This is a genomic window from Rheinheimera oceanensis, assembly GCF_018831085.1.
GTDB lineage: Bacteria > Pseudomonadota > Gammaproteobacteria > Enterobacterales > Alteromonadaceae > Alishewanella > Alishewanella oceanensis.
Map to the genome: position 1 here is coordinate 128186 of NZ_JAGPNM010000006.1, position 17458 is coordinate 145643.

General features: G+C 49.2%; 13 protein-coding genes. 8 read left to right on the forward strand and 5 right to left on the reverse strand.

Annotation, left to right across the window (positions count from 1 at the left end; translation table 11 throughout):
- Nucleotides 1-15 precede the first annotated feature (15 nt).
- Nucleotides 16-906 carry a hypothetical protein gene (locus tag J3B89_RS14160; RefSeq protein ID WP_215398257.1) on the forward strand — a complete coding sequence of 297 codons (891 nt, stop codon included), beginning with the start codon at nucleotides 16-18 and terminating at the stop codon, nucleotides 904-906.
- Here the strand turns inward: J3B89_RS14160 and J3B89_RS14165 are convergent.
- Entirely contained in the window at nucleotides 903-2582 is a 1680-nt protein-coding gene (locus J3B89_RS14165) for a methyl-accepting chemotaxis protein (protein WP_215398258.1), read from the reverse strand. The genes J3B89_RS14160 and J3B89_RS14165 overlap by 4 nt on opposite strands.
- Nucleotides 2583-2780: 198 nt before the next feature.
- Between J3B89_RS14165 and J3B89_RS14170 the strand changes: the two genes are divergently transcribed.
- Together J3B89_RS14170 and J3B89_RS14175 are read left to right on the forward strand one after the other, a co-directional pair.
- Nucleotides 2781-4685, forward strand: coding sequence for an alpha-amylase family protein (locus tag J3B89_RS14170; RefSeq protein WP_215398259.1), 1905 nt, complete (start codon nucleotides 2781-2783; stop codon nucleotides 4683-4685).
- Between the two features lies 1 nt (nucleotide 4686).
- Nucleotides 4687-7113 carry a glycoside hydrolase family 31 protein gene (locus J3B89_RS14175; RefSeq protein ID WP_215398260.1) on the forward strand — a complete coding sequence of 809 codons (2427 nt, stop codon included), beginning with the start codon at nucleotides 4687-4689 and terminating at the stop codon, nucleotides 7111-7113.
- Nucleotides 7114-7163: 50 nt separating this feature from the next.
- On the opposite strand, the gene J3B89_RS14180 is transcribed toward J3B89_RS14175, so the two are convergent.
- A complete protein-coding gene (locus J3B89_RS14180) occupies nucleotides 7164-8165 on the reverse strand; it encodes a virulence RhuM family protein (RefSeq protein ID WP_215398261.1) in 1002 nt (333 codons plus the stop codon).
- Between the two features lie 246 nt (nucleotides 8166-8411).
- Here J3B89_RS14180 and J3B89_RS14185 point away from each other — a divergent pair, with 246 nt between their 5' ends.
- From J3B89_RS14185 to J3B89_RS14205, 5 genes are all read left to right on the forward strand, one after another.
- Nucleotides 8412-9647, forward strand: a complete 1236-nt coding sequence (locus tag J3B89_RS14185; RefSeq protein WP_251372442.1) for a threonine/serine exporter family protein — start codon at nucleotides 8412-8414, stop codon at nucleotides 9645-9647.
- 81 nt (nucleotides 9648-9728) lie between these two features.
- Nucleotides 9729-10163 carry a YybH family protein gene (locus J3B89_RS14190; protein ID WP_215398263.1) on the forward strand — a complete coding sequence of 145 codons (435 nt, stop codon included), beginning with the start codon at nucleotides 9729-9731 and terminating at the stop codon, nucleotides 10161-10163.
- A gap of 11 nt (nucleotides 10164-10174) precedes the next feature.
- On the forward strand, nucleotides 10175-10519 hold the full coding sequence (locus J3B89_RS14195; RefSeq protein WP_215398264.1) for a YciI family protein: 345 nt from the start codon (nucleotides 10175-10177) through the stop codon (nucleotides 10517-10519).
- Nucleotides 10509-11774 (forward strand): RNA polymerase sigma factor, encoded by a 1266-nt coding sequence (locus J3B89_RS14200; protein ID WP_251372444.1) that lies wholly within the window; start codon nucleotides 10509-10511, stop codon nucleotides 11772-11774. The genes J3B89_RS14195 and J3B89_RS14200 overlap by 11 nt, the downstream gene beginning before the upstream one ends.
- A gap of 119 nt (nucleotides 11775-11893) precedes the next feature.
- Nucleotides 11894-13756 carry a glycoside hydrolase family 13 protein gene (locus J3B89_RS14205; protein ID WP_215398265.1) on the forward strand — a complete coding sequence of 621 codons (1863 nt, stop codon included), beginning with the start codon at nucleotides 11894-11896 and terminating at the stop codon, nucleotides 13754-13756.
- 212 nt (nucleotides 13757-13968) lie between these two features.
- Here the strand turns inward: J3B89_RS14205 and J3B89_RS14210 are convergent, their stop codons facing one another.
- The 3 genes from J3B89_RS14210 to J3B89_RS14220 all read right to left on the reverse strand — a co-directional run bounded on the left by J3B89_RS14210 (nucleotide 13969) and on the right by J3B89_RS14220 (nucleotide 17075).
- Nucleotides 13969-15330, reverse strand: coding sequence for an amidohydrolase family protein (locus J3B89_RS14210; protein WP_215398266.1), 1362 nt, complete (start codon nucleotides 15328-15330; stop codon nucleotides 13969-13971).
- A 66-nt stretch (nucleotides 15331-15396) separates the two neighbouring features.
- Nucleotides 15397-16119, reverse strand: coding sequence for a LytR/AlgR family response regulator transcription factor (locus J3B89_RS14215; RefSeq protein WP_215398267.1), 723 nt, complete (start codon nucleotides 16117-16119; stop codon nucleotides 15397-15399).
- On the reverse strand, nucleotides 16083-17075 hold the full coding sequence (locus tag J3B89_RS14220; RefSeq protein ID WP_215398268.1) for a sensor histidine kinase: 993 nt from the start codon (nucleotides 17073-17075) through the stop codon (nucleotides 16083-16085). The genes J3B89_RS14215 and J3B89_RS14220 overlap by 37 nt, the downstream gene beginning before the upstream one ends.
- Between the last annotated feature and the right edge of the window lie 383 nt (nucleotides 17076-17458).

Consider the following 17458-nt stretch of genomic DNA (forward strand, 5'->3'; position numbering starts at 1 on the left):
TAACCGGAGGCTGCCATGAAACAACTAACCAACCTTAGCCCTGGCCAACGTTTATTTGCGTTGTTGCTGCTTCTGCTGGCACTTTCTGCCGGTATTTATAGCGGTATACTGCAACAACGGCTGCTAAACCCGGCGCTGTCACCGCTGGATGACAGAGCAAGTAGCGCGCTGCAGCGCAGCTTAATGCTTAGCAGTGCCTCTTTTGCCACTGCCCGCTTAATTGACCGTGGTATAGCTTTTGTATCAGAAGCTCAGGTTGGCGTTGGCGTTGCCAGTATAAAACCCGGCCAGCTGTTAAAGCCGCTGCAGGATATGGCAGTACGCTATTCTGATTTAATGGTGCTGGCCATGACATCTATTGGCCTGCAGCTGTTTTTGCTGGAGTTTGGCAAACTGGCGGCCCTGCCCTTGTTTGGCACCGGCATTCTGCTGTCGGCCGTTATGTTATTGCTGGGCCCGCCAGGCTGGCGCGGCACTGCCACCTACCTGTTACGTATTTTTATTGCCCTGCTGCTGGTTATCCGCATTGGTGTGCCACTGGCAGCCTTTGGCGTGGCCGAATTGTCAGATTGGGTGCTGGAGCCGCAGCGTATAGCTGCAGAAGCAGCGCTTAGCGGTGAAACAGCGGCTTTACAACGGGTTGATCAGCCGCTGCAAAGCGGTGATGAAGGCTCATTAAGCTGGCTGAAACAAATGGCCGCGCAGGCCAACGATATGTTTGCGGCGGTTAAAAGCTTTTCCGACAATATGGTAGAAAAGCTAATTCAGTTAATTGTAGTGTACAGCCTGCAAACTCTGGTGTTTCCACTGTTGTCATTGTGGCTGCTGTGGCACCTAGGCCGTTGGTTTGTACGCCGGCCACTGGCTGAACTACCCGCCCCGGCGCACAAGATACCTGCAGCTTAAACGCGGAACCGCTGTACCAGGGCGCTAAGGCGTTGCTCAATAGTGCCCAGCTCGTCGGTCGATTTTGCCAGCTCAGAAGCATTATTCGCAGCCTGATCGGCCAACTGGGCAATTTCATGAATGCTACGGCTGATATCAGTTGCCACTGCCGTTTGCTGCTCGGCTGCGGTAGCAATCTGAATATTCATCTGGGTAATGGTGCTCACCGATTTGGTAATAGTTTGCAGCGACTCACTGGCTTTATCGGCCTGAGCGACTGTTTGCAGCGATTGCTCCTTACCACGCTGCATTACCTGCACGGCATCACGGGTGCCCTGCTGAAACAGATCAATCATCTGCTGAATTTCATTAGTGCTTTGCTGCGTGCGGGTTGCCAGTGTACGTACTTCGTCTGCTACTACGGCAAAGCCACGGCCCTGCTCACCGGCACGGGCAGCTTCTATTGCCGCGTTTAACGCCAGCAGGTTAGTTTGCTCAGCAATACCGCGGATAACATTAACCACCGACCCTATCTGATCGGCATTGGCGCCCAGTTTTTCAATAGCATCACCGGCGCGGTTTACGTCATCTGCCAGCTTATTAATTGAACTGATGGTAAGTGACACACTTTGCTGGCCGCCAACCGCTTCTTTATCTGCATCCTGCGCCGCACTGGCAGCCAAACCGGCACTACCAGCCACTTCCTGCACGGCGGTAGACATCTGGTACACCGCTGCTGCCACCTGAGTGGTTTCAGCCTTTTGCCTGCCCGCATCCTGATCAGTTAAACGCACAATTTGCTGCATGGTAGAAGCGGAATGGCTCAGGGCCAGCACAGCTTGTTTTACCTCGTTTACCAGCTGCTGGATTTTCTGCGCAAACTCATTAAAACCACGCGCAACTTCGCCTACTTCATCGGAAGTTTCTACCTGCAGCCGCTGGGTTAAATCGCCTTCGCCCTGGCCGATGTTAATCAATGCTGCTGAGGCTTTTTGCAGTGGCGACACCACTAAATTTGCCACAAATAATGCCAGTAATACCACCAGCACCAGCATAACTATGGCGCCGCCAATAATCAGCAGCAGAGTATTGCGAATACGTTCGCTGATTTGAATCTCTTGCTCTGCCACGCGCCGGTCAATATCGTCGATATAAAAACCCGAGCCCAAAATCCAGCGGTTATTGTACATTGGCGCGGCATAACCCAGTTTGGGTGTTAAGCCGCCACGGGTTTTCTCATCCCACATATAGGTAACAAAACCACCGCCTTTTTTACCGGCCTCAATTAAATCGCGGATCAACAGCACCCCATTGGGATCTTTTAACTCAATCAGGTTGCGTCCTTCCAGTGCGGCATTGGAGCCATGCACTATATTTACGCCAGCTAAATCATACACAAACATATAGCCGTCATCGCTGAACTTCATGGCACGGATCACCGCCTTGGCAGTATCCAGCTGCTCTGCCGATGGCTCACCGCCGCTAAAGTAGGGTGCCACTGCCGTTATTGCTATAGCGACATGGTGCTCCAGGGCATTTTGCTTTTCGTGCATCATATCAGCGCGAAACTGTACAACTTCTGCTTCCCCCATAGTGCGCATCTGGCTGTATATCAACAGCATCAGCGCTAATACCACTGTTACTATTGGCAAAACTGCCAGCAGTAGCATTTTATTTTTCAGCTTAAAGTTAAACATAGACAAGCTCCGCAAAATGGCGATAACAAGTTGATTCTGTTACAGCATAGTGTAAACAATGCGGAAAGAAAGCGGGATGCGACCTTAGTTGATAAGCCTTATGGCCATGCCTGCATACGTATGCACCATAAAAAGGCAAGCCAGCTGTAATACACTCGGTTACTTTACAGCACAAATAGAACAATACAGGGTAGACAGATGAACAAAGCAACCACTATTCTGCTGCTAAGCCTTACCGGCAGTATGCTGCTGGCCTGCGGCGGCAAAGCACCGGAACAAGCCACGCCTGTTAAGGCAGAACCCACAGAGCATAATGCCACTATTGTGAATACTGCAGAACATAAAGTATTGGTGTATCAGGTATTCACCCGTTTATTTGGTAACCAGAACACCACCAACGCCCCTTGGGGCACGCTGGAGCAAAACGGTGTAGGCAAATTTGCTGACTTTACGCCAGAAGCCCTTAGTGCCATTAAAGCTATGGGCACCAGCCATATCTGGTATACCGGTGTACCACACCATGCTTTGGTGCGTGATTACAGCGCTTATGGCATTAGCCATGACGACCCGGACGTAATTAAAGGCCGAGCCGGTTCACCCTACGCAGTAAAAGACTACTACAACGTTAACCCCGATTTAGCCACCGATCCGGCGAACCGCTTAGCCGAGTTTGAAGCCTTAATTAAACGCACGCACCAGCACGATATGAAAGTGCTGATTGATATCGTACCCAACCATGTGGCACGTGCTTATCAATCGTTGTCAAACCCGGCAGGTGTTACTGATTTTGGTGCCAATGATGACACCAGCGTGGAATATGCCCGCGACAATAACTTTTACTATGTACCGGGCCAGCCTTTTAGTGTACCGGCCTTTCCTGCCAGCTATAAAGTACTGGGCGGAGAAGCCCACCCTGCAGCCGATGGCAGGTTTAATGAAACACCGGCTAAGTGGACCGGCAATGGCTCGCGTGCAGCGCAGCCAGATTTTGATGACTGGTACGAAACAGTAAAAATTAACTATGGTGTACGCCCGGACGGCAGCTACGACTTTGACAAGCTACCGGCAGATTACGCCGACAAAGACTGGCCGGCACATTATGCTTTCTGGCAGGGTAAAGATGTACCCGACTCCTGGCATAAATTCCGTGATATTACGCAATACTGGCTGGATAAAGGCGTAGATGGCTTTCGCTATGATATGGCCGAAATGGTGCCGGTAGAATTCTGGAGTTATTTAAACTCGCATATCAAACACAAAAACCCCGATGCCTTTTTGCTGGCCGAGGTGTATCAGCCACATTTATACCGCGATTATATCCGCTTAGGTAAAATGGATTACCTGTACGACAAAGTAGAGTTTTACGATAGCCTGAAACTGGTGATGCAGGGCAAAGGCCCTACTTCTGCCCTGATAGAAACCCAGCAGCGCATGGCCGACATCGAACACCATATGCTGCACTTTTTAGAAAACCACGACGAGCAGCGTATTGCCAGCCCGGAGTTTGCCGGTGATGCCCGCAAAGGCATGCCAGCTATGGTAGTATCCGCAACGATCAGCACATCGCCCACCATGCTGTACTTTGGTCAGGACGTTGGCGAGCCGGGTGCTGACGATGCCGGTTTTGGTAAAGCCAGCCGCACCACCATTTTTGATTACTGGGGCGTACCACACCACCAGCGCTGGATGAACGGCGGCAAGTTTGATGGCGGCGGCTTAAGTGCTGACGAACTGGCACTGCATAACTTTTACAAAACCCTGCTTAGCTTTACCGCCAACGCACCGGCGCTAATGGGTGAGTACGCTGAGCTGCATAGTGCCAACCTGGCTGCTGGCTCAGCCTACAGTGAACAACAACTGGCGTTTGCCCGTTATAACGATAAGCAAAAGCTGCTGATTGTTAGCCACTTTAACAGCGATAATAACGTAAGTTTTAGCTTAACAGTGCCCACAGAACTTATTGCAAAATGGCAGCTAACCGATGGCCAATACCCGTTAACCGACAAGTTAACCAATACACAATACAGCCTGCAGGTAGCAAACGGCACGGGAACAGTGGCGCTGCAACTGGCACCGCTGGCATCGGTTATTCTGGAGCTTTAATATGAAGCGGTTATTCTTTGTTTTATTCACGCTGTGCTGCACTGTTGCAGCACAGGCGGCACAGTACCAGCAACATAGCCTTACGGGTAATACGCTAACTATTCAAACCGATAGTGGCCAGCTTAGCCTGACATTTTACCAAAACGATGTAGTAGAAGCGTTTTATCAGCGCGAAGGCGTAAAACAACTGCCGTCGTTTTCAATTAGCCAGCTAAGCGAACCGCAGCAATTACGCCTGACCGAAAGCGCTGCCGCTTTAACACTGGGCTCGGCCAGTTTAACAGTAAAAATTAACAAAGCCCCGTTGCAGCTAAGCTACTACTATCAGGGCAAGTTACTACTGGCCGAAGAGCAAGGTTATTTTCAACATCCGCAGCAACAACAGCACGGCTTTCGCTTTGCACTAAGCGATGGCGAAAAACTGCTGGGCGGCGGCCAGCGCGTGTTAGGTATGGACCGGCGCGGGCAAAAATTCCCGCTGTATAACAAAGCCCATTATGGCTACACCACAGAGTCCAGCCAGATGTACTTTAGCCTGCCTGCCGTTATGTCGAGCAATAACTATTTGTTATTGTTTGATAACTCAGCCAAAGGCGAAGCTGATCTTGGCCACACTGAGCCTGACATTATGCAGTTTAGCGCTGAGGGCGGCCGCAGCAGCTATGTGGTTGTTGCAGGCGATTCTTATCCGCAAATAATCAACAACTACACCGCCTTAACCGGCCGCCAACCGCTACCGGCGCGCTGGACCTTAGGTAACTATGCCTCGCGCTTTGGTTACCGCAACGAGGCAGAAACCCGGGCTGTGGTGCAAAAGTTCCGTGAGTTAAAGCTGCCGCTTGATGCCTTAGTGCTGGATTTATACTGGTTTGGCCCGGATATTCAGGGCCATATGGGTAACCTGGATTGGGATAAAAACGCCTTTCCACAACCGGAAGCAATGCTGGCCGATCTCAAAGCCGATGGCGTTAACACCATTTTAGTTACCGAGCCCTTTGTACTTACCAGCTCAAAACGCTGGCAGGAAGCGGTAGCGGCCGGAGCTATAGCAGCGGGTTTAGATGGTAAACCGAAAACCTTTGATTTTTACTTCGGTAATACCGGCTTAATTGATGTGTTTAATCCCAAAGCGCAAGACTGGTTCTGGCAAATTTATAAGGGGTTGGCCAACCAGGGTGTGGCCGGTGTCTGGGGCGATTTAGGCGAGCCTGAAGTACACCCGGATGATACTGTGCATGCTATTGGCATGGCCAACGAAGTGCATAATGCCTACGGCCACCAGTGGGCCGATATGGTGTACAACGGCATGCGCCGTGATTTCCCCTTGCAGCGGCCTTTTATTATGATGCGGGCAGGCGCACCGGGCAGCCAGCGCTATGGCATGGTACCCTGGACAGGAGACGTTGAGCGCAGCTGGGGTGGTTTAAAACCGCAGGTAGAACTGGCGCTGAGCATGGGCTTGTTTGGCTTTGGCTATATCCACTCTGATTTAGGCGGCTTTGCCGGTGGCGAACAATTCGATAAAGAACTGTATATCCGCTGGCTGCAATACGGCGTGTTCCAGCCGGTATACCGGCCACATGCGCAGGAGCATATCGCACCGGAAATGGTATTTCACGATAGCGACACCATAGAAACCCTGCGGCCCTGGCTAAATTTACGTTATCAGCTGTTGCCATATAACTACACGCTGGCGTATCAAAATAGCCTGACCGGCATGCCATTAATGCGGCCGCTATTCTTTTATCAAGACAGTGTCGCCAACGAAGCGAATACAGCACTGATGGATGAGAAAAACAGCTACCTCTGGGGTGACGCCTTTTTAGTCGCGCCGGTAACCGAACCTGGTGTAACTTCATGGCCGGTGCAATTACCCGGTGGCGTCTGGTTTGATTATTTCAGCGGCAAACGCTATGCCGGTAGTAACAAAGTCGGGGTGCCGGTAACTATTAACACTATACCAGTGCTGGTAAAAGCCGGTAGTTTTGTACCAATGACTGCAGCGGTACAAAGCACACAGGATTACAGCAGTAATAAACTGACTCTGCATTACTACGCCGACCCAAGCGTAGAGTGCGCCAAAGGTGAAATGTATGAAGACGATGGCAAAACGCCGGACGCCATCGCCAAAGGCCAGTTTGAGTTGCTGAACTTTTATTATCTGCAGCAGGATGGCGAACAGAAATTTGAACTGCGTCGCAGCGGCGATTACCCCGGTAAACCAGACAGCCGTGAGTTAACGCTGGTGGTGCATAACCAAACGGCCACGCCTAAGCATATCAGCGTTGATGGTCGCTATATTCAATTGGCACCGCAGCAGGCCCGCTTTAACCGGATGCAAAATGTGGCCTGGTACGATAAAGCCGCTAAGCAGTTAAAAGTAAAAATTACCTGGCAGGCGGATAAAACGCAGCTGACTATCAGGTAGATAACACTTAAACCTTGCTGCCACCGGTTTAAGCCGGTGGTAGCTTAAACTTATCGTGTTGGTCGGTGTTTCAGTTTATTTTCCAGCGTTTTAAGCTCGGCTTCATCGGCAAGCTCGGCTGCTATTGCTTCCTGCGTTTTCCGGCGCTGGTCAAAATCGGCATAACGCTGCTGAGTTAGCTGCTCCATTTTGGCATGGCTAATAGCGCCGGCATCTGCCAATAATGGAAAGCCATTACTGCTAATAATTTCACCCACACGTTGCTGCCAGAATGCCATACGGGTTTCAATGCGGCTTTTCGCTCTAAGCTCAGCGGTTTCGAGGAAAATAACCACCAGCCGGTTCAGCGTATCTATTTCATCTTCGCTCAGGTAATTTTTGGCGATCAAAATATCCTGCTTGCGCACTTTATCGCCTTTCCAGCTGAGTAAACCAAAGTGGTTGTCATCCGGGTTGGCGCGGGCACAAATCAGCTCAGCGGCGGTTTGTTGTGTTACGGCATATAACAGCAAATTTTGTACTGTGGCAAAGAATTGCTGGGTACTTTTATCGGTTTTATCGTAATCACTGCTAAGGGCAAATAGCTCGCGTACTTTCTGATAAAACCGTTTTTCCGAGGCACGAATATCGCGGATGCGCGCGAGCATTTCATCAAAGTAATCAGGGCGGCCGTCAGGGTTTTTCAGCCGCTCGTCATCCATGACAAAACCTTTGTGCAGGTATTCACTGAGTACCGTACTGGCCCAACGGCGGAACTGCACACCACGCGGTGAACGCACCCGGTAGCCCACCGCCAAAATGGCATCAAGCTTGTACAGCTTTGTGCGATAACGCTTACCGTCCAGGGCAGTTGTCAAGGATTCCTTGACAACTGAATCCTCACTCAATTCACCATCAGCAAACAAATTCTTTAAATGCAGCGAAATGTTTTGCTTGGTAGCGCTAAACAACTCTGCCATTTCCAACTGGGTTAACCATACAGTGCCGCTATCAGCCCGCAGCTGGATCTTACTCTGGCCATCCTCAGTGGTGTAAAGAATTAGCTCACTCACGCAGTACCTACGACAAACTATTGGGGTATGACAATTATTCTATTGGTCCAGGCAGGCATTGGAAACTGTTTATTGTCAGATTGCGTTTTTAGCAGTGCTATGAGACTCAGATTTTTAATCTGCAACATTTAAATATTTGTCTGGCTCTGCAGGATGTTTTGTCTACCTTGTTGCCGGAAATAACTGGCATTGCTGCTGGTAACAGCGCGCTTTTGCATTACAATGAACAAGTTACCAATCTGACGGATGCCGCTTGTGTACACAGCTGATTTTAATAATAAACGCAAATTTGTCGTCAAACTGGGCAAGATGCTGCACAAGTACGGTACCCCCGCCTATCGGCTGGAGGCCCATTTAACCGAGCTGACAAGCCACTTAAACTTAAAAGGCTCGTTTATTATCTCCCCCACCTCGATGACGTTTGTACTGTGGACCGACGGCCACGAGCAGGAGTACACCCATGCCTCACGGGTGAACCCCGGCGATCTGGATTTGGGTGCACTGTCGCGTACCGACGAACTGGTAGATCAGGTGTTGCAGGGTAAAGTCAGTATTAATGAAGCCGATGCACTGCTGGATGCTATCGATACCCGCCCCAGCTCGTACGGCAAGCTAGCCACGGCGGTGGCGATGATGGCCTCTGGCGGGGCTTTTGCCATGCTAATGGCCACCAGTTGGAATGATGTATTGTGGTCATCATTATTATCACTATTGGTTTACCTGTTTATGCTGTGGGCCGCGCGCTCACCGCGCATTGCCAATATGCTGGAGCCGTTAGTGGCGCTGGCGGCCGGTATAGGCGCCTGCGCCATTAGCAGTTATATAGACCCCGGCATTAATATTCGTTTGGCAGTGTTATCAGCCATTATTTCGTTTATTCCGGGCCTGGCGCTAACCATCGGCTTTGCTGAACTGGCAGCACGGCATCTGGTATCGGGCAATGCCCGCATTATGGATGCGCTGATGCTGCTGTTTAAGCTGTACTTTGGCGCCTTACTGGGCATAGCTATTGGTTTTGCCCTGTTTGGTGTGGTCGACTTTGTTAAGCCGCCGCCAATTTCACACCATTTTGCCTGGCTGGCAGTAGGTATTCTGGTCAGCTCGCTGATTGTGCTGTTTAAAAGCCGTGGCAAATATACGTTGTGGTCATTGGCTGCTGGCTTTATCGCTTATGGTGTCAGTATTACCGGCGCTACATTATTTGATTATACGATGGGCGCCTTTCTCGGTGCCTTTGCCGTGGGTATTTACAGCAACCTGTTTACCCGGTTGGCCAATGCTCCGGCTGTTATCGTTGCTATGCACGGCTTAATCGTACTGGTGCCGGGCAGTAAAACCTATATCGGTTTAAATTCGCTGATTTCCGGCCAGGATTTTGTAGTGTCTGACCGCGTAGGCCAGCAAACCTTCCTCATTCTAATGGCACTGGTAGCCGGGCTGATTTTTGCCAACGTAGCACTACCACCGAAAAAGAGCCTGTAAAAAAACTCCCGGCGGCTGTCGAATCAGCCGTCACTGTTGCGACTAGTTATACCATTTGATGGTAACAACAGGAGCTACAGTATGAACAACAACCAAAGTGCACAACAAATCAGCGATCTTCTGGCTAACTGGACCCTCGCCGTACGGGCAAAAGATGTTGCCGCCATTACCCGCCTTTATCATGCTGATATTGTCGCCTTTGACGCTATAGCAAAGCTACAGTTTAAAGGCATAGACGCGTACCGCGCCCACTGGCAGCGCTGCATGGAATTTTGCAGCGGCGAATCGATGTTTGAACTGCATCAGCTAAAAGTGCAGGCTAACGAACACTTGGCGTTTAGCCACAGCCTGACCCACTGCGGCGGTGCTAACGACAAGGGCGAAATGCAACGCTGCTGGATGCGCGCCACCCAGTGCTGGCAACATGGCAGCGATGGCTGGAAAATAGTACACGAGCACTACTCAATGCCATTTGATATGGAAAGCGGTGCTATTCTGTCAAACTTAGCGCCTTAAGGAGTACAACGATGAAATATCTGTGTCTGGTATACAGCGACGAAAACAGCCTGCATAGCCTGCCCGACAGCCCGCATGACAGCGAATGCTTGGCCTATGCTGAAAAAATACATGGCAGCGGCCGCATGCTGGCCGCCGAAGCCCTGCAGAGTGTAAGCACTGCCACTACCATCCGGGTGCGCAGCGGTAAAGTTAGTATTACCGATGGCCCTTTCGCGGAAACCAAAGAGCAACTGGCCGGTTTTTATCTGGTAGAAGCGCATGATTTAAACGAAGCGATCCAAATTGCCAGCGGCATACCGGCAGCACGGGTAGGCTCGGTAGAAGTACGGCCTGTGCGCCAGCTTGAGCTGTAAAAACGTGCAGCAGGAGCAAAAGGCTGAAACAATAAGCATACAACAGCGGATCAGTGCACTATACCGGCATGAGTCACGTAAAGTGCTGGCTACGCTGATCCGCCTGCTGGGCGATTTTGACTTAGCCGAAGAAGCGCTGCACGAAGCCTTTCATGCTGCGCTTAAGCAATGGCCAAAAGATGGCATACCAGCTAACCCTGCCGCCTGGCTGGTATCGGCCGGGCGTTTTAAAGCTATTGATCAACTGCGTAAAACGGCCCGCTTAACCCAACTGCCGGATGAAATACTGCAACAGCTGGCAGCCGAAGATGCGCCGGAGCAGCCACCGATAGCCGACGACCAACTGCGGCTGATCTTTACCTGCTGCCACCCCAGCTTAGCTGCCGATGCACAGCTGGCATTAACGCTGCGTGAAGTATGCGGCTTAACCACTGAGCAAATAGCCAGCGCCTTTTTAACCAGCCCCACCACAGTAGCGCAGCGCATAGTGCGCGCCAAAGGCAAAATACGCGATGCACGCATCCCCTACGAAGTGCCGCCACCGGCAGCATTACCGCAACGGCTTGATGCCGTGCTGCAGGTTATTTATCTGCTGTTTAACGAAGGCTATTCTGCCTCCGCTGGTATGCAGTTACTGGACGTCAGCTTAAGTGATGAAGCCATCCGCCTGGGCCGCTTAATGTTACAGCTACTGCCCGATGCCGAAACCGCAGGTTTGCTGGCACTGATGCTGCTACAACATGCCAGACGCAACGCCCGCATCAGTGCCAACGGTGAGCTGGTATTGCTGCCGCAGCAAGACCGCAGCTTATGGCAACAGGATGAAATACATGAGGGCAGTGAATTAGTGCAATGGGCATTGCGCACCCGCCGTATTGGCCCTTATACGCTGCAGGCCGCTATTGCCGCCATTCACAGCGAAGCCCCAAGTGCAGAACACACCGACTGGCAGGAAATTTGCGGCTTATACAATTTACTACTACAGGCCGACCCATCGCCGGTTATCGCACTTAACCGGGCCGTTGCAATTGCCATGCGCGACGGCCCGGCAGCCGGGCTGGCACTGGTAAGCGAGCTGGAGTTACAGGGTGAGCTAAGCCGGTATCACCTGCTGTATGCCGCCAAGGCCGATTTGCTGCGCCAGCTTGGCTTTAAAACCGAAGCGCTTCAGGCTTACCAACAGGCATTAAGCCATTGCAAACAGGCACCCGAACAACGCTTTTTGCAGCAGCAAATAGCGGCATTACACCGCTGACAGCTACCGGCACTGGTCCGGGTTGTGGCTGAATACGTATGCAAAACCGCGGCTAGCCTTGCGTCATAATGGTGCACTGCTTCACGATAGGCAACCCAAGTGTCAGCGGACCTTTTGCTATGTACCACAAAACCCTTATTGCCCTAACCACCCTGGTAAGTAGCCATGTAATGGCAAGTAGCTTTGTTATTGAACGGCTGGAACCCGCCAACTGGTGGGCTGGTATGCAGCACCCCGAACTGCAGTTAATGTTATATGGTAAAGATATCGCCCAACTGCAACCACAGGTACAGTACGACGGCGTAACACTTAGCGGCGTTACCCGCACCAACAACCCTAACTACCTGTTTGTTAACCTGACACTGACCGGCAATGTAAAACCCGGCGATATTGCCCTGCATTTTAGCCATAATGGCGAAACAGTGCTAAGCCATAACTACCCGCTATTACAGCGCAGCGCCAACTCGGCCAAACGCCAGGGCTTTAACCCGGCCGATGTTATTTACCTGCTGTCCCCGGACCGTTTTGCCAACGGCAACCCCGCCAACGACAATATGCCCGGCATGCTGGAGCAGGCCAACCGCCAGGATGACAGCGGCCGCCACGGCGGTGATATTGCCGGTATGCAAAATGCTCTGCCCTATATCGCCAGCATGGGCTACACCGCCATCTGGCCTATGCCACTGACAGAAAACAACCAGAGCGCTTATTCTTACCACGGCTATGCCGCCACCGATTTATACAATATTGATGCGCGCTATGGTACTAACCAGCAATACCGCGATTTTGTTGCCGCAGCCAATGCCAAAGGCATTAAGGTTATTCAGGATATTATTCTGAATCATATTGGCCATCAGCACTGGTGGCTAACCGACTTACCCGACGACAACTGGCTGAATAAGCAAGACACTCTGCAAGGTGCGCCCTTTATGGGCACCAACCACAGCCGCAGTACCATACAAGATCCTTACGCCAGCAAAGCTGACACCGAGCTCTTTACCGACGGCTGGTTTGTCGACACCATGCCCGATCTTAACCAGCGCCACCCGCTACTGGCCACTTACCTGATCCAAAACAGTATCTGGTGGGTAGAGTACGCTAATTTAGCCGGCATTCGCGAAGACACATACAGCTATGCCGACAAACAGTTTTTAAGCGAATGGGGCCGGCGCATTATGCAGGAGTACTCAGACTTTAATATCGTTGGCGAAGAATGGAGCCCCAACCCGCTAATCGTGTCGTACTGGCAACGTGGCAAACAAAACAAAGATGGTTATGTGTCACACACCCCGGCAATGCTGGATTTTCCACTGTACGAGGCGCTGTTAAAAGCACTTACCACCGCTGAAGACTGGAATAGCGGCTGGATTGGCCTGTATGAAATGCTCAGCAACGACCATGTATACGCCGATCCGTTTAACCTGGTTACCTTTGAAGGCAACCACGACACAGCCCGGTTGTTTTCTGTGCTGGATGAAGATTTTAACTTATACCGCATGGCAGTAAGCTACCTGCTTACCATGCGCGGTATACCACAAATGTTTTACGGCACAGAAATAGCCATGACCAGCCCGAAACAGCGCGACGACGGCAAAGTACGCGCCGACTTCCCCGGCGGCTGGGCCGGCGATAAGGTTAATGCCTTTACCGGTAAAGGCTTAAATGCCACACAAAAAAGCGCGCAGCAGCTGGTAAAAACCCTGCTTAACTGGCGTAAAACCGCCACGGCTATTCACAACGGCAAGCTAATGCACTTTGCACCCGATAACGGCACCTATACTTTTTTCCGCTATAACGAAGCGCAAACAGTAATGGTGGTAATGAATAAACAAACCAAAGCAGTAACGCTGGATTTAGCCCGTTTTAATGAAGTACTACCGCAAGGTAAAACCGCCACCGAGGTTATTACCGGCAAAAGCATAAAGCTGAACAACCAACTTACCGTACCAGCACGCGGTACTTTGGTACTGGATATTCGTTAACTTTTCACACAACACAGCGGCGAAAGCCGCTGTGGGTTATCAAGCCCTTTCGCTTTTTGCCGCAATACCGCAGGCAAAATACTATGTAGCATACTGTCAAGCGGCGCTATTTTTGTTAATAAGTTAATCGCAAGCTTAAACCAAGCGTTTTCAAAAAGCATAACTGCAGAAGATTAACCCACCAGAGTTTCTGCAGAACCAACACCTTGCCTTTATACTTCAAAACCGAGAAATAATTTGGCGTATTGGAAAAAACCAGGTTTGGCATAACGCAATAAAGGCTCTCGGTGCACTTTCTGGCCATAAATATAAATGTCTGAAACCTGTGTAGATTGGCTTAAATCATCAAAAATCGTTTTATTCTGCAAGGTAAAATGTGCAGGCTTACCTTCAGCTAGCTCCCAATCTAAGTTAAGAAACTGATAAGCCTTATGAGTTGCACCAGCAATAATATCCCACGATGACATTCCCATTTTTTGTAAAAAAAACATTTCCCGGTGAAAGCCTACACCTTGAAACATGGCTAAGTTAGCCGCATCAGAGCCAACCAGTATGTCGACACCTGCTTGATCTAGTTTGAGCAATGCATTCTGCATTTCAGAAAAAGCATTTTCTGCTTTTAACTTAGTTATCCAATCATAATGATTTTTATGACGTTCAGTTATCGGATAATCTTTTAATAATTTTTCCTTAACTAAAGCGCTGGTCATTGGAATAGATAGCACAGACGCTGATAACTCTTCTGGGCTTGGATTATGTAAAAACAACAGCTCAGCGATAATTGCAACCGTGGGAATAAACGCAGTACCCTGCTGTTTCATCAATTTTGGCAGATCATCTGGCATCTTTTGCCATGGTAGATGCGTGACGGCACTGGCTCCAAACTCGGTTGCAACTCTGACATCCTCCCAAGATCCAACATGCACTACCGATTTAATATTCAATCGTTTAGCTTCATTCAAAAAAGCTTTTAATGTCGGCTTATCGACTGTCGGCCTTTTGCTTGAGGTATCAAACACAATTTTGACCACATTGGGTTTTGCTTTGCTCAAGTCTCTAAGTTCATTAATAGCTTGTTCTGGAGAGCTTATTAGGCGGGTATCACCTGTATCACAATGGCCAGTAGGCACAGTAAAACAAGGGCCGGCAGCAAAAACAAAGGCTTCATCCCGCTGCAGGGGAAATTGCCTATCCCGATACCTCAAGATATCTTTTTCCTTACTATAAAGATCGAGCCAACCATGCACCCCGGCATAAAGCATGGCATTCGCGGTACCGCGAATACCTATATACTGATAATCGCTTCTATCTAACGAGCTATTTCCCATGCTATGTGAGTGCATATCAAGCAGTGCGGGCATCATCACTTTGCCTTGCCCGTCACGGGTATCCGGGTGAAGCAGATTAATATGCACATCAACAATTTGCTTAATCTTACCATTGGCTATTTCGACATTAGCGGGGGTTAACTTGCGCGTCTGAAAGTCTGGTAACAAAACGTTATTTAATACGAAGCTGCTTGCACAACTCGGAAAACTCAGCAGTAAAATGAGGTATATCAACAGTGTTTTCATACAAGTTTCCTTTTTTGGGGTGCACGAACTCGCACCAAACTAATGGTGTAAAAATTTATTTAAGGTTTAGATTTTAAAGTGTTTTTTTATTGCCAAAGCGCCACGTCGGCTTGTTGTGACAGTGCCGCCTATATTCTCGAAGCGAAGTAAAAAAGTTCCGTTGTGCCACTTCTCTATTTGACTGATAAGCCTGGTATTGACAATGCAGTTACGGTGGACTCGCAGGAAAGATAACGGCAGCTGCTGAGCCAGAGACTCCAGGCTTGTGTCTAAGTGATAATCTCTTTTAATACACTGCGCAGTAGAGATACCCTGTACTGAACTCACAAAATAAATACCTGATGTTTGTAAGATATGCATCTTGTCTCCCACTTTTGCGATCAGCTGTGTATCACTGTGCGCTGCGCTTGGGATATGAGGTATCACCAGACGTGACAAGGCTTGGCGCAAACGGTTCAGGTCAAATGGCTTTAGCAGATAATCAAGCGCCTTTTTTTCAAAAGCTTTCACCGCATAGTGACTATACGCGGTGGTAAAAATTATATGGCAAGGTGGCGTGATCGCTTCAAGCACATCAAAGCCAGATAACTCTCCAAGTTCAATATCCAAAAAAACGAGATCTGGCTGCTGTGCATTAATGGCGTCAATCGCTTTAACGGGATCGGCGCATTCGGCAATTAATAAAATATCCGCAAGCTGCTGTAACTGCATTTTTAGCTTTAATCTTGCTGGCGCTTCGTCTTCAACAATGATCACACGCAGTGGTGTATCGGTAGGCTGATTTTGCAAACTGCTCCTCCCTGGTTATAAAGTGCTAAGGTACCACCGACCAGAGCGACTCGTTTTTTCACGATATCCAGCCCATGGCCGTTCTGCTTTTTTTCGCTTAACACTGACTCAGCAAAGCCTTTACCGTTGTCCTGTATCAAGAAAACTAGATTTGGGTCGTCCAGGCGTATTGTAATATTAAGCACGACGGGGCGGTTTTTAACATGCTTTACCACATTTTCAATAAGGGGCTGCAATAACATTGGCGGCACTTTATATAAAGCAGGATTTAGCGCTTTATCCATTTGCCAGTTGATAATTAAGCTATCGGTAAAACGCGCCTGCTCAATACTTAAATAGGTACGGCAAATCGTTAGTTCGTCTTCAAGCGCCACCCATTGTTTTTGTTGCTCAACCGAATAACGCAAAATATCAGCCAGCTTGTGCAATACTTCATCAGCTTTTTGTGGTGATGCATAAATTAATGCCGATATGGTATTGAGGGAGTTAAATAGAAAGTGAGGATTCAACCTGTTGGTCAGGTTCAGCCATTGAGTTTCTTTTCGAAGCTTTTGCTCCAACACCAGACGTAAATATAAGAGATACATTTGCGCCATGGAAAATATAAATACCCCCCACAATATTGCAGATGCCAACTGCTCTGCCACTGAAAACCGGTAATGTGGAAAAGCCAACAAGTGCAATATATCTACCAGATATGCCCCAGCGTACATAATGACCACATAAATGGCCCCTTGCATAAAAACATTAAGACCACTGACAAAGGTCGTTTTTTGCAACAGGTAGAACAGCCAGAAAGGGCCTATGTAAAAAAATACCAGCCAAATAGGCAAACTTACTACGATGATTGGCAAGTGGCCATCGGCGTGCTGCAACCACTCTAAACTTGCCGGAATAAGATATAGGAACCCGAGCAACAAAGAGATAACGAGCTTTTCTTTACGATTAAATGTCATAAAAAATTTTTTTAGTGCTGTTGTCGCTACGCTAGCGCAGCGAGTGATGAGTTACAATCAAGGTTTTCCTGAATGGTATAAATTTGCCTTTCAATTGCTAAAAGCAGGCTTTGAATGGTAATACTCGTATGCTTAATAGCATATCGGGAAGGGAGTCATAGCTAACCAATGGTATCTGCACAAAAATCACTGTAAACCACACTCAATATTATGTAGTTGATTTATAGTTAAATTTTGGTTAATTTGGCAAAATGTAAAAACAGTATGGAAAGGGAGATCCCGCGGTGCAAGCAGGTTTTTCTACAGGCTCGTTAGGTGATCAGATGATTGCTGTAGGTAACTTCTATTCCTTTGCTGTAGTTTTAGATGCAGTCGCGTCAAAC

What these genes read in the sequence shown, in the direction of transcription:
- J3B89_RS14185 (WP_251372442.1), top strand. Translation starts at nt 8,412, where the DNA reads ATGCCGCTTGTGTACACAGCTGATTTTAATAATAAACGCAAATTTGTC.
- J3B89_RS14175 (WP_215398260.1), top strand. Translation starts at nt 4,687, where the DNA reads ATGAAGCGGTTATTCTTTGTTTTATTCACGCTGTGCTGCACTGTTGCA.
- J3B89_RS14170 (WP_215398259.1), top strand. Translation starts at nt 2,781, where the DNA reads ATGAACAAAGCAACCACTATTCTGCTGCTAAGCCTTACCGGCAGTATG.
- J3B89_RS14220 (WP_215398268.1), bottom strand. Translation starts at nt 17,075, where the DNA reads ATGACATTTAATCGTAAAGAAAAGCTCGTTATCTCTTTGTTGCTCGGG.
- J3B89_RS14195 (WP_215398264.1), top strand. Translation starts at nt 10,175, where the DNA reads ATGAAATATCTGTGTCTGGTATACAGCGACGAAAACAGCCTGCATAGC.
- J3B89_RS14210 (WP_215398266.1), bottom strand. Translation starts at nt 15,330, where the DNA reads ATGAAAACACTGTTGATATACCTCATTTTACTGCTGAGTTTTCCGAGT.
- J3B89_RS14165 (WP_215398258.1), bottom strand. Translation starts at nt 2,582, where the DNA reads ATGTTTAACTTTAAGCTGAAAAATAAAATGCTACTGCTGGCAGTTTTG.
- J3B89_RS14205 (WP_215398265.1), top strand. Translation starts at nt 11,894, where the DNA reads ATGTACCACAAAACCCTTATTGCCCTAACCACCCTGGTAAGTAGCCAT.
- J3B89_RS14190 (WP_215398263.1), top strand. Translation starts at nt 9,729, where the DNA reads ATGAACAACAACCAAAGTGCACAACAAATCAGCGATCTTCTGGCTAAC.
- J3B89_RS14160 (WP_215398257.1), top strand. Translation starts at nt 16, where the DNA reads ATGAAACAACTAACCAACCTTAGCCCTGGCCAACGTTTATTTGCGTTG.